The sequence below is a fragment of the Pantoea sp. Tr-811 genome (assembly GCF_011752535.1).
In the GTDB taxonomy this organism is placed as follows: domain Bacteria; phylum Pseudomonadota; class Gammaproteobacteria; order Pseudomonadales; family Pseudomonadaceae; genus Aquipseudomonas.
Genome location: NZ_VWXJ01000005.1, coordinates 316,605 through 328,991 on the forward strand (window position 1 = coordinate 316,605; position 12,387 = coordinate 328,991).

11 protein-coding genes are annotated in these 12,387 nt (G+C 64.3%); 5 read left to right on the forward strand and 6 right to left on the reverse strand.

The genetic code is table 11. From position 1 onward, the window contains the following. Positions 1–42: 42 nt before the first annotated feature. Positions 43–2,235: a bifunctional 23S rRNA (guanine(2069)-N(7))-methyltransferase RlmK/23S rRNA (guanine(2445)-N(2))-methyltransferase RlmL gene (gene rlmKL, locus F3J44_RS10410; RefSeq protein ID WP_167272090.1), complete on the reverse strand. Its 2,193-nt coding sequence runs from the start codon at positions 2,233–2,235 to the stop codon at positions 43–45. Positions 2,236–2,796: 561 nt separating this feature from the next. Between rlmKL and rmf the strand changes: the two genes are divergently transcribed. Further along, positions 2,797–3,012: a ribosome modulation factor gene (gene rmf, locus F3J44_RS10415; RefSeq protein WP_003248687.1), complete on the forward strand. Its 216-nt coding sequence runs from the start codon at positions 2,797–2,799 to the stop codon at positions 3,010–3,012. Positions 3,013–3,108: 96 nt separating this feature from the next. Here rmf and F3J44_RS10420 read toward each other — a convergent pair whose 3' ends face one another. Further along, a complete protein-coding gene (locus F3J44_RS10420; protein ID WP_167272093.1) occupies positions 3,109–4,131 on the reverse strand; it encodes a quinone-dependent dihydroorotate dehydrogenase in 1,023 nt (340 codons plus the stop codon). A gap of 127 nt (positions 4,132–4,258) precedes the next feature. Here F3J44_RS10420 and F3J44_RS10425 point away from each other — a divergent pair, with 127 nt between their 5' ends. The 4 genes from F3J44_RS10425 to F3J44_RS10440 all read left to right on the forward strand — a co-directional run bounded on the left by F3J44_RS10425 (position 4,259) and on the right by F3J44_RS10440 (position 9,258). Next, entirely contained in the window at positions 4,259–5,461 is a 1,203-nt protein-coding gene (locus F3J44_RS10425) for a CmpA/NrtA family ABC transporter substrate-binding protein (protein ID WP_167272095.1), read from the forward strand. 11 nt (positions 5,462–5,472) lie between these two features. After that, positions 5,473–6,048: an ANTAR domain-containing response regulator gene (locus F3J44_RS10430; protein ID WP_167272098.1), complete on the forward strand. Its 576-nt coding sequence runs from the start codon at positions 5,473–5,475 to the stop codon at positions 6,046–6,048. A gap of 333 nt (positions 6,049–6,381) precedes the next feature. Beyond that, positions 6,382–7,593, forward strand: coding sequence for a NarK/NasA family nitrate transporter (locus F3J44_RS10435; RefSeq protein WP_167272101.1), 1,212 nt, complete (start codon positions 6,382–6,384; stop codon positions 7,591–7,593). A 9-nt stretch (positions 7,594–7,602) separates the two neighbouring features. Next, the gene (locus tag F3J44_RS10440; protein ID WP_167272104.1) at positions 7,603–9,258 is read left to right on the forward strand and encodes a bifunctional protein-serine/threonine kinase/phosphatase; all 1,656 of its coding nucleotides are present in this window, start codon (positions 7,603–7,605) and stop codon (positions 9,256–9,258) included. A gap of 134 nt (positions 9,259–9,392) precedes the next feature. On the opposite strand, the gene F3J44_RS10445 is transcribed toward F3J44_RS10440, so the two are convergent. From F3J44_RS10445 to F3J44_RS10460, 4 genes are all read right to left on the reverse strand, one after another. Next, positions 9,393–10,430, reverse strand: a complete 1,038-nt coding sequence (locus F3J44_RS10445; RefSeq protein WP_167057996.1) for an OmpA family protein — start codon at positions 10,428–10,430, stop codon at positions 9,393–9,395. A 110-nt stretch (positions 10,431–10,540) separates the two neighbouring features. After that, a complete protein-coding gene (sigX, locus tag F3J44_RS10450) occupies positions 10,541–11,107 on the reverse strand; it encodes an RNA polymerase sigma factor SigX (RefSeq protein ID WP_085625211.1) in 567 nt (188 codons plus the stop codon). A 113-nt stretch (positions 11,108–11,220) separates the two neighbouring features. After that, entirely contained in the window at positions 11,221–12,045 is an 825-nt protein-coding gene (locus F3J44_RS10455) for a mechanosensitive ion channel domain-containing protein (protein ID WP_167057999.1), read from the reverse strand. A gap of 2 nt (positions 12,046–12,047) precedes the next feature. Further along, a complete protein-coding gene (locus tag F3J44_RS10460) occupies positions 12,048–12,311 on the reverse strand; it encodes a CrfX protein (RefSeq protein WP_167272106.1) in 264 nt (87 codons plus the stop codon). Positions 12,312–12,387 lie beyond the last annotated feature (76 nt).

The following is a 12,387-nucleotide window of genomic DNA, read 5'->3' on the forward strand; positions in this document are numbered from 1 at the left end:
TTATAGCTATTGGCCACTAACCGCGCAACACGCCTCGTCGCTTCAGCGCAACTGCAGGCGCCAGGCGCGGTGGATACGGTTGTTGCGGGCGAAGTCCGGGTCCAGCGTCTGCGCCGTGATTTCCTCCACCGCGTAGCGCGCGCTCAGGTGCTCATCGAGCTGGAACTTGCGGAAGTTGTTGGAGAAATACAGCACGCCGCCCGGTGCCAGGCGCGCCATGGCCAGGTCCAGCAACTGCACGTGGTCGCGCTGAACATCGAACACACCTTCCATGCGCTTGGAGTTGGAGAAGGTCGGCGGGTCGATGAAGATCATGTCGTAGCTGTCACGGTTGGCTTCCAGCCAGGCCATGACATCGCCCTGCTCCAGGCGGTTGCGCTCGGAGAAGCCGTTCAGCGAAAGGTTGCGCCGTGCCCAGTCCAGGTAGGTTTTCGACAGGTCGACGCTGGTGGTGCTGCGTGCGCCGCCCTTGGCCGCGTGCACGGTGGCCGTGGCGGTGTAGCAGAACAGGTTGAGGAAGCGCTTGCCGGCAGCCTCGCGCTGGATGCGCATGCGCATCGGGCGGTGGTCGAGGAACAGCCCGGTGTCGAGGTAGTCGGTCAGGTTGACCAGCAGCTTGACGCCGCCTTCGTTGACTTCCTGGAAGCGGCCTTCGGTGGCCTGGCGCTCGTACTGGCGGGTGCCGCTCTGACGCTCGCGGCGCTTGAGCACCACGCGCTGGGGGTCGATGTTCAGCGCCTGGGGAATGGCCGCCAAGGCATCGAGCAGGCGCGCCTGGGCCTTTTCCGGGTCGATGGAACGGGGGGCGGCGTATTCCTGCACGTGTACCCAGTCCTGGTACAGGTCGACGGCCAGGGCGTACTCGGGCATATCGGCATCGTACAGGCGGTAGCAGTCGACCTGCTCGCGGCGGGCCCACTTGCCCAGCTGCTTGAGGTTCTTCTGCAGGCGGTTGGCGAACATCTGCGCACCTTCCGACAGGCGCGCCGGCTCGCTGGCCTGGGGCACCTGGCGGCGTGCGTCGCCGCTGTCGGCCTGGGCCTCGCGGCGCTCGCCAGTCACGAACTGGTCAGGCTGCACCTTGAACAACAGCAGCTTGCACGGCAAGGCGCCGTTCCAGAAGGCGTACTGCTTGTGGCTGCGAATGCCCATGCGCTTGCCCAGCTCCGGGGCACCGGTGAACACCGCCGCTTCCCAGCCCATGCAGGCCTGGCGCAGGCGCTCGCCCAGGTTCTGGTAGAGGTACAACAGGCTGGCCTCGTCGCCCAGGCGTTCGCCGTACGGCGGGTTGCTGATGACCAGGCCTTTCTGGTTCTGGTCCGGGCGCGGCTCGAAGGTGCTGACTTCGCCTTGGTAGATCTTCACCCAGTCACCCAGGCCTGCGCGCTCGACGTTGTTGCGCCCGGGCTGGATCAGCCGCGGGTCGGCTTCGTAGCCACGAATCCACAGCGGCGGCTTGGCCAGGCCGGCCTGGGCGCGGACCTGGGCCTCTTCATGAACCTTGCGCCAGGTGGCCGGCACATGACCCAGCCAGGCGCTGAAACCCCAACGCTCGCGCTTGAGGTTCGGTGCAATATCGGCGGCGATCATCGCCGCTTCCACCAGGAAGGTACCCACGCCGCACATCGGGTCGGCCAGGGCGCCGCCCTCGGCGGCAATGCGTGGCCAGCCGGAACGGATCAGTACCGCGGCGGCCAGGTTTTCCTTCAGCGGCGCAGCGCCTTGCTGCAGGCGGTAGCCACGCTGGTGCAGGCTGTGGCCCGACAGGTCCAGCGACAGAATCGCCTCGCCACGGTCCAGGCGCAGGTGCACGCGCACATCCGGGTCGACCTTTTCCACCGAGGGGCGCAGGCCTTCGCGGTTGCGCAGTTTGTCGACGATGGCGTCCTTGACCTTCAGGGCGCCGAAGTGGGTGTTGTCGATGCCCGAGCCGTGCCCGCTGAACTCCACGGCCAGGGTGCCGTCGGCAGCCAGGTGGTCGGCCCAGTCGAGCGCATGCACGCCGTCGTAGAGGTCGTCGGCGTTTTTCATGGAGAAGCGCTTGAGCACCAGCAACACGCGGTTGGCCAGGCGTGACCACAGGCACAGGCGGTAGGCGGTTTCCATGTCGGCGGCGCCGCGAATGGCCGAGGTGTGCTCACGCACATCATCCAGGCCAAGGCCCTTGGCCTCTTCGGCAAGCAGGCCTTCCAGGCCTTTGGGGCAAGTGAGATAGAGTTCGAAACGGTCCGACATGAGTATTCCAGCGCCTTGGGCTATTTAAGTGACGGGGCGACGCATCGCCCCGCCGATGTTTGCCCGAACGCCCTTCCAGCAGGCGTTCGAGTGGCCTTCACGCTGCAGGGTTGCAGTGCGCGGGCCGGGCCGCCTGAACGATCCGCCGCGTGCCAGGTGGCAGGAACAGCTTAGATCATCAGGCAGTACGAATAATTTCCGCCGATTTCAGGGCCGATGTGACCCTTCGTCGCATTTCAAATTATTACTGTCATCGCTCAGCAACGCTGGCGAAATGACGTCAAGGTTCAGCAAACCCCGATCATAGCGGGCCCAACGCCAAACAGGGTTGAGTCGCATTTATTTACTTATCCCCTCACCCTCGGAAAGGTTACGTGCTTATGACAAATCGATCATTCACACCGTGACCTGCATTCGTTAGAACTGGTCCTAGGCCGCTTCGCAACGAGGCGGCACATTCAGCTCGCCACGCCGGCAGCGAGCGCAAACCGGCAGAAAGACTCTGCCCGGCCTCGGAGAGGCCGACGGGACATTACAGTCAACAAGTGAGGGCAACACCCTATGAGAAGACTTAAGCGTGATCCGTTGGAAAGAGCATATTCACGTGGCTACCAATACGGGGTCACCGGCAAATCCCGCGAACTTTGCCCTTTCAATCTTCCTTCCGTTCGCCAAGCCTGGATCAACGGCTGGCGCGAAGGTCGCGGTGATAACTGGGACGGCATGACTGGCACCGCTGGCATCCATAGACTCAACGAAAATCACGCCGTTGGCTGAACGAGGACACTGAATTCGAGTCACCATGCGCGCACTATCCGTGCGGCGGGCTACGGCCCAGGGGCCCCTTGAAGGGGCCCTTTTTTATGGGCCCGATCAGCGCGGCATCGCGGCAATGGCATCCACCGCTTCACGAATCAGCGCCGGGCCTTTATAGATGAAGCCCGAATAGATCTGCACCAGGCTGGCACCGGCGGCGATCTTCTCAGCCGCATGGCGCCCCTCGGTAATGCCGCCAGCGGCAATGATCGGCAACTTGCCCGCCAACTCGCCCGCCAGCACCTTGACGATATGGGTGCTTTTCTCCAGCACTGGCGCACCCGACAGGCCACCGGCCTCGCCACCGTGCTCCAGCCCTTCGACGCCTTCACGGCCCAGGGTGGTGTTGGTGGCGATCACCGCATCCATGCCCGACTGCATCAATGCCGACGCCACCAGCGCGGTTTCCTCGTCGCTCATGTCCGGGGCGATCTTGATGGCCAGTGGCACGCGCTTGCCATGCTCGCTGGCCAGTTGCTCGCGGCGCTCGGCCAGGGCATCGAGCAGTTGCTTGAGCGAATCGCCGAACTGCAGGCTGCGCAGGCCAGGGGTGTTCGGCGAGCTGACGTTGACGGTGATGTAGCTGGCGTCGGTGTACACCTTGTTCAGGCAGATCAGGTAATCGTCCACCGCACGCTCGACCGGGGTGTCGAAGTTCTTGCCGATGTTGATGCCCAGCACGCCGTCGTAGCGCGAGGCACGCACGCGCTCAAGCAGGTGGTCGACCCCCAGGTTGTTGAAGCCCATGCGGTTGATGATCGCCGTTGCCTGGGGCAGGCGGAACAAACGTGGCTTGGGGTTGCCCGGTTGCGGCCGTGGCGTCACGGTGCCGATTTCGACGAAGCCGAAGCCCAGCTGGGCGAAGCCGTCGATGGCGGCGCCGTTCTTGTCCAGGCCTGCGGCCAGGCCCACGGGGTTTGCGAAGTTCAAGCCCATCACGCTCACCGGCAACGCCGCCGGCTGCTTGCACAGCACGCCATTGAGCCCGAGGCGGCCACCGGCGCCGATCAGGTCCAGGGACAGGTCATGGGAAGTTTCCGGGGAGAGCTTGAACAGCAGCTGGCGGGCCAGGGTATACATGGGCGGGCAAGGCTCGGGGTGAATGAGGGTGCGATTATAGCCAGCGCGGGCCGTGCATGACAGGCCCTTGGCACATGGGTTGCTACATCGCCTGCACACAGCCTATTCAGTACGGGCGAGGACCTTCGTGAACACAACACCCCTAGCCTGGGTAAACGGCAGCGACGCGCCGGAGAAACCCAGCCTCGACATCGGCTTCATGGCCCTGAGCGACTGCGCCTCGGTGGTAGTGGCCGCCACCCAAGGCTTCGCCCAGCAGCACGGCCTGACCCTCAACCTCAAGCGCCAGGGCTCCTGGGCCAGCCTGCGCGACAAGCTGGCCAGTGGCGAACTGGATGCCGCCCATTGCCTGTATGGCCTGGTGTACGCGCTGCACCTGGGCATCGGTGGGGTGCCGGCCAGCCCCATGGCGGTGCTCATGGGGCTGAACCAGAACGCCCAGGCCATCAACCTCTCGCCGGCGCTGCAACGCCAGGGCGTGACCAGCCCTGAAGCATTGGCCCTGCGCGTGCACCAGGCTGGCGCACCGCTGACCTTCGCCCAGACCTTTCCCACGGGCACCCACGCCATGTGGCTGTATTACTGGCTGGCCAGCCAATGCATCCACCCCTTGCATGACGTGCGCAGCGTGGTGGTGCCACCGGCGCAGATGGCCGCGCATATCCAGGCCGGGCGCATCGACGGCTTTTGTGCCGGCGAGCCCTGGTCTGCCGCCGCCGTGGCCCAGGGCCAGGGCTTCACCCTGGCCACCAGCCAGTCGATCTGGCCGGACCACCCGGAAAAGGTGCTGGCCAGTGCCCGCGCCTTTGCCGAGCAGTACCCCAACAGCGCCCGCGCCTTGGTCAAGGCGGTGCTTGCCGCCAGCCGCTTCATCGAGCAAAGCCCGGAGAACCGCCGCAGCACCGCGCAACTGCTGTGCGGCAGCGCCTACCTGGACACGCCCCTGGAAAACATCGAGCCGCGCTTGCTGGGCGATTATGAAGACGGCCTTGGCCACCGCTGGCACGACCGCCATGGCCTGCGCCTGTTCGACCAGGGCCGGGCGAACCTGCCGTACCTGTCCGATGGCATGTGGTTCATGACCCAGTTCCGCCGCTGGGGGCTGCTGCGTGAAGACCCCGACTACCTGGGCGTTGCGCAACAGGTGCAGCAACTGGCGCTGTACCGCGACGCCGCCACCGCCGTTGACGTGCCCTGCCCCGACAGCGCCATGCGCAGCAGCCTGCTGATCGACGGCACGTGCTGGGACGGCAGCGACCCGTATGGCTACGCCCGCAGCTTCCGCCTGCATGCCCTGGGCGAGCCGCCAGCCGCCCGTACCGGTCTGTGAGGGCCATCGCCATGCTGCGCATCCTGCTGATCGACGATACCCGGAACAAGCTTGGCCGCCTCAAGGCAGCCCTGCGCGAGGCCGGCTTCGAGGTGATCGAAGCGCCAGACCTGACCATCGACCTGCCCGCCTGCATTGAAACGGTGCGCCCGGACGTGGTGCTGATCGATACCGAGTCACCCGACCGCGATGTGATGGAACAGGTAGTGCTGGTCAGCCGCGACCAACCCCGGCCGATCGTGCTGTTCACCGACGAGCACGACCCTGGGGTGATGCGCCAGGCGATCCAGGCCGGGGTCAGCGCCTATATCGTCGAAGGCATTCATGCCGCGCGCTTGCAGCCGATTCTCGATGTGGCCATGGCGCGTTTTGAAAGCGACCAGGCGCTCAAGGCCCAGCTGCTGGCCCGCGACCAGCAACTGGCCGAGCGCAAGCGTATCGAGCAGGCCAAGGGTTTGCTGATGAAGATGAAGGACTGCAACGAGGAGCAGGCCTACACCCTGATGCGGCGCCAGGCCATGAGCCGCCAGCAGAAGCTGATCCAGGTGGCCGAACAGATCATCGCCATGCATGAAATGCTGGGCTAGGGCGCCCGCCGCATCGCGACTCTCCACCACGTCTCAATTCCCTGTAGGAGCGAGCGAAGCTCGCGATGGGCTGCGAAGCAGCCCCGGCCTGATGAGCCGCGAAGCTGAAACCTGGGCCGCTGCGCGCCCCATCGCGAGCTACGCTCGCTCCTACCAGGGCGGTGCCGGCCTAGAGAGGAAGAGTTGGCCCAGCTCTTGCTCAACATTCCTCACCGGTAGCCAACGGCGGTTGCCTCAAACACTCCCGACAAAGACGTCGCTCTCCCTTCCACGCCAGTGGACCGGGTAGCGGCGTCTTTTTCGTTTCCGTTGCATTGCTCCGTGAGGTGTTCGATGAGTACCAGCTTCTGGAAGTCCGGGCATGTGCCCACGCTGTTCGCTGCGTTCCTGTATTTCGACCTGAGCTTCATGGTCTGGTACCTGCTGGGCCCGCTGGCCGTGCAGATCGCTGCCGACCTGCAACTAAGCCCCCAGCAACGCGGCCTGATGGTGGCCACGCCCATCCTCGCCGGGGCGGTGCTGCGCTTTATCATGGGCGTGCTGGTCGACCGCCTCTCGCCCAAGACCGCCGGGCTGATTGGCCAGGTCATCGTCATCCTGGCGCTGGCCAGCGCCTGGCACCTGGGCGTGCACACCTACGGCCAAGCCCTGCTGCTGGGCGTGTTCCTCGGCGTTGCCGGCGCGTCCTTCGCCGTGTCGTTGCCGCTGGCCTCGCAATGGTACCCACCGCAGCACCAGGGCAAAGCCATGGGCATCGCCGGTGCGGGCAACTCCGGCACCGTGTTCGCCGCCCTGTTGGCGCCCATGCTGGCGGCCGCCTATGGCTGGAGCAACGTGTTCGGCTTTGCCGTGCTGCCCTTGCTGCTGGCCCTGGCGCTGTTTGCCCTGCTGGCCCGCAATGCACCGCAACGGCCCAAGCGCAAAGCCATGGCCGACTATCTCAAGGCCCTGGGTGACCGCGACAGCTGGTGGTTCATGTTCTTCTACAGCGTTACCTTCGGCGGCTTCATTGGCCTGGCCAGTGCCCTGCCGGGCTATTTCAGCGACCAATACGGCCTGAACCCGGTCAGCGCCGGCTACTACACCGCCGCCTGCGTCTTCGCCGGCAGCCTGATGCGCCCGCTGGGCGGGGCCCTGGCCGACCGCTTCGGCGGCATCCGTACCCTGCTGGGCATGTACAGCGTGGCCGCGGTGTGCATCGCTGCCGTGGGCTTCAACCTGCCCAGTGCCACGGCGGCCCTGGCCCTGTTCGTCAGCGCCATGCTGGGCCTCGGCGCCGGCAATGGCGCGGTGTTCCAACTGGTGCCCCAGCGCTTTCGCCAGGAAATCGGCGTGATGACCGGGCTGATCGGCATGGCCGGCGGCATTGGCGGCTTCGCCCTGGCCGCAGGGCTTGGCACCATCAAGCAACACACCGGCGACTACCAGCTGGGCCTATGGCTGTTTGCCAGCCTCGGGCTGCTGGCCTGGTTCGGCCTGCACGGGGTAAAACAGCGCTGGCGCACCACCTGGGGTTCGGCGGCGGTGACGGCGGCGCGGGTCTGAGGTGGCCCGATGAGCCTGCAGCTGAGTTTCGCCCAGGCCAGCGCCACCGGCCCGCGCGCGGAAAACCAGGATGCCCTGCGCCTGGTTACACCGGCGCCTGAACTGGCTGCCAGCAAGGGTTACCTGTTCGCCCTTGCCGACGGCGTCAGCCAGTGCGCCGATGGCGGCCTGGCCGCGCGCGCCAGCCTGCAGGCACTGGCCATGGACTATTACGCCACCCCCGCTACCTGGGGCGTGGCCCAGGCCCTGGACCGCCTGCTGCTGGCGCAGAACCGCTGGCTGCGCGCCCAGGGCAGCCAACCGTTACTGACCACCCTGAGTGCCCTGGTGCTGCGTGGGCGTCGCTTCACCCTGGCACATGTCGGCGACTGCCGCGCTTACCGCTGGCACGCTGGCCGCCTGCAGTGCCTGAGCCAAGACCATGTGTGGGACCAGCCCGGCATGCAGCATGTGCTCAAGCGCGCCCTGGGCCTGGACCAGCACCTGCTGGTCGACTACCTGGACGGTGAGCTTGAGCCGGGCGAGTGCTATTTGCTGCTCAGCGACGGCGTGTGGGCCAGCCTGGGCGATGGGCATATCCAGGCGGTACTGCGCGAGCAGCCCGACCTGCAGCGGGCGGTGGATACCCTGGTTGCCAGCGCCCACCTCAATGGCAGCCAGGACAATGCCAGCGCCTTGCTGGTGCGCATCGACCAACTGGGCCCGGCAAACCTGGGCGACACGCTGGTGCAGCTGCAGCAATGGCCGTTACCCGGCGCCCTGCGCGATGGCCAGGCAATCGACGGTTGGCAGGTCGAAACCCGCCTGGCTCACAGCCGTCAGTCGTTGCTGTACCGGGTGCGCGACGGCCAGGGCCAGCCGTGGCTGCTGAAAACCCTGCCTGCCGAGCGCGAGCAGGAGCCAGGGGCCGCGCAAGGGTTGCTGATGGAAGAATGGTTCCTGCGCCGGGTAGCTGGCCGCCATTTCCCGGAAGTGCATGCCGCCAGCCAGCGCCAGCACCTGTACTACGTGATGCGCGAGCACCGCGGCCAAACCCTCGCCACGCAGCTTGCCGAGCACGGCCCGTTGCCGTTGGCCAAATGGCTGGAGGTGGCTCGCCAGTTGTTGCAGGCAGTGGGCGTGCTGCACCGGCGCAACCTGCTGCACCGTGACATCAAGCCCGACAACCTGCACGTGGGTGAAGACGGCCAACTGCGTGTGCTGGACTTTGGCCTGGCCTACTGCCCCGGGCTCTCCGAGAGGTCCCGGCACGACCTGCCGGGCACCCCTTCCTACATTGCCCCGGAAGCCTTCGAGGGAGAGCCGCCGAGCCCGCGCCAAGACCTGTACGCCGTCGGCGTCACGCTGTATCAGCTGCTGACCGGGCATTTTCCCTATGGTGAGGTGGAAGCTTTTCAGCGGCCGCGCTTCGGCCAGCCGGTGAACCCCTCGCGCTATCGACCCGACCTGCCCGAGTGGATCCAGCACAACCTGTTGCAGGCGGTGGCGGCAGACCCGGCGCAGCGTTTCGAAACGGCCGAGCAGTGGTTGTTGCTGCTTGAGCGTGGAGACCGCCAGGAACTGGCTGGGCGCCCACGGCCGTTGCTGGAGCGCGAGCCTGTGAAGGTGTGGCGCACGGTGGCGTTGGTGTCGTTGCTGGTGAATTTGGTGTTGTTGGTGCTGTAGATAGGCGCCGCTTTGCGCGGCGCATCGCGAGCTGCGCTCGCTCCTACCAGGGGGGTATGGATTGTGGTGTGGATGAATTTTGGGCAAAGAAAAACCCGGCCGAGGCCGGGTTTTTCATTGAAGCTTCAAACCAATTACTTGGCCTGGGCTTCTACCTGAGCTTCAACGCGACGGTTGATAGCACGGCCTTCTTCGGTGGCGTTGTCGGCAACCGGACGGGTTTCGCCGTAGCCAACCGACTGAACGCGGCTCGATTCAACACCGTACTGCTGGGTCAGAACCTGCTTGACAGCATTGGCACGACGCTCGGACAGCTTCTGGTTGTAAGCGTCTGGACCTACGGAGTCAGTGTGACCTTCAACCACGGTGGTGGTTTGTGGGTACTGCTTCATGAAGTCAGCCAGGTTCTTGATGTCGCCGTAGCTGTTAGGCTTGACGACCGACTTGTCGAAGTCGAACTTGACGTCCAGCTCAACGCGAACGACTTCGGCAACAGCCGGGCAGCCATCAGCGTCAACGGTAACGTTGGCTGGGGTGTCTGGGCACTTGTCGACGTTGTCGCACACGCCATCGTTGTCGGAGTCGGAGCAGACTTCGGCAACTGGAGCTGGAGCAGCTTCAGCAGCGTGCTTCGGGCTACCGCCGAAGTTCAGGCCAACACCGATGCTCGGGGCCCACTCGGTGTCACCCTGGTCGATGTTGTACTGGGCTTCAACGCCGGCACGGGCGTAGAACATGTCGGTGATGTACCACTTGGCGCCAGCGCCAACGTTGGCGAAGGTCGACTGGTTACGACCGCCACGGCCGGTCTGGCCCAGGGACTGGTGCGAGAAACCTGCCGATACGTATGGACGGATGGCGTCGTACGGGTTGTTGAAGTGGTAAACGGCGTCCAGGGCGGTGTTCGAGCCCTTGATGTTCTTGCCGTCGTCGCCACGAACGTTGTGCACTTCGTCGTAGCCCAGACGCAGTTCAACGTCGTCGGTCAGGAAGTAACCGATCGAACCGCCGAACAGGTTGCCGTCGTTCTTGAAGTCGCGCTGGCTGTCGTAGAATTCTTTCTTGGCAAAGATTTCAGTTTCGACGGCGCCTTGACCTTGTGCCAGAGCGCCAAACGAAGTGGCGGCTACAAGCGAACCAATGGCCAAGCCCAAGGTGTTTTTCAATTTCATCCGTTAAATCCCCATCTGGTGATAGTTAAGCAGTCCCACCAAAATCCGGGGGACAACTCGACGGCAAGTCTAGCAGAACTCGCCGATTCGTTAGAGATATTTACAAGGGACTAAGTTTCATCCAGGCCTGCAAATTTCTCCCGAAGCTTGTCTAGCGCACGCTTGTAGCGCATCTTCGTCGCGCTCAAGCCCATGTGCATGATGTCGGCGATCTCCTGGAATTCCAGCTCTGCAACGAAGCGCAGCACCAGGATCTCCCGGTCGATCGGGTTCACATGCACGAGCCATTTGTCCAGCCCGCCTTTTTCTTCCGGCTTCGGGGCCTTGTCTTCGGACGCCTCTTCGACAGGGTCCAGACTCAAGGCATCCATCAACCGGCGTTTACGGCGCTCCTTGCGGTACTGGGTAATGCACTCGTTGTAGGTGATGCTGTAGAGCCAGGTTTTGAACTTGGATTTGCCCTCGAAGTTCTTCAGCCCGTACAGCACCTTCAGCATCACTTCCTGACAGACATCATCGGCGTCCCGGTCGTTCCCCAGGTAGCGCGCGCAGACATTGAACAGGGTGCGCTGGTAGCGCCGCATGAGTTCCTCATAGGCGCGGGTTACGTGAAACAGCTCCTCGTGCGAACGCGCCACCAACTCCTCGTCCGTGAGTTCGCGGGGGTCGTAACGCAAGGGCGGCGTATGAACTTTATTCAAAACGGATCTGGCCGACAGTCAGGTCAATGTCGCCGCTCGGCCCCGTAGGCCGAATTTCGCGGCGGCATACATTAACAGCTTTTGGGCGGTTAGCGGCTATTGACCCGCTGCTCGAGCAATTCGCGGTTGGACATTGATACCAACTCGCCATCATCTGTCAGCAAAGTCGTCTTGACCGTACCGATCTCTTCGATCATCCCTTCAACCTCTCCAATCCGCACCTGCTGGCCGACCTGGTAGAGTTCACGCACATAGATGCCGGCCAGAATCTGCCCGGCAATTTCGCGGCTACCCAGGCCCATGGCCAGGGCAACGGCCAGACCAACGGTAATCAGCCCAATCACGATCACGTGGTTGAGCAGGTCGGTCTTGACCTCAAGCTGGCTGATGGCCACCGAGATACTGATGATGATCACCAGGCCCTGGGTGATGCGCCCAAGGCCTGCCGAGTATTCCAGGCCAATGCCTTCGGCGGCGCCGCGCACCAGGCCGTTGGCCACCTGCGCCAACATCACGCCGGCCAGCAGCACCAGCGCTGCGCCGAACACCTTGGGCAGGTACAGCGCCAGCATGTCGAGGGTCGCCGAAACCCGCTCAAGGCCCAGCGACTCGGCCGCCGACACCAGGAAGATCAGCAGCACGAACCAGTAGACGATCTTGCCGATCAAGGTCGAGATCGGCACCTGGATGCCCACCCGGCCAAACATCTTGGTCAGCCCGGTGCCGGCCATCAGGCGGTCAAGGCCGAACTTGGCCAGCAACTTGGAGAGCAGTGTGTCGAGCAGCTTGGCCACCACGAACCCGAGCAGCACCACGACCAGCGCGCCAAACAGGTTGGGGATGAAGTTCGCCACCTTGGTCCATAGGGCGGTCATGGCAGTGACCAGGCTCTGGGTCCAGAGATCGAGTTCCATATTCAATCGGCCTTATCTGCTTTGCTGCCAGTGGCAGCGTTGCGGGTAGAGTGTCGGCGCACCGGCGCAACGTGCGCCGAGCCATTGTTCACGGCGATCAGCAGCGCCTGGCTCCAACGGCCAAGCAAGCTGAACAGGTCACCGGCGCCCACCTGGCGGTTGGCGGTTTTCAGTACGCGACCCAGGCAGGCGGCGTCGTCACGGTCTTCACCAGACGGCGACGCGTTGAGCAGGTCACGCAGGGATTGTTCAAACGGATCGTGCATGGGCACCTCGCGCAATGTCACTCAGAGACGAGGTGGCCAGGCGATGGGTCACACATCGCGCTGCCCTCTTCGCGGG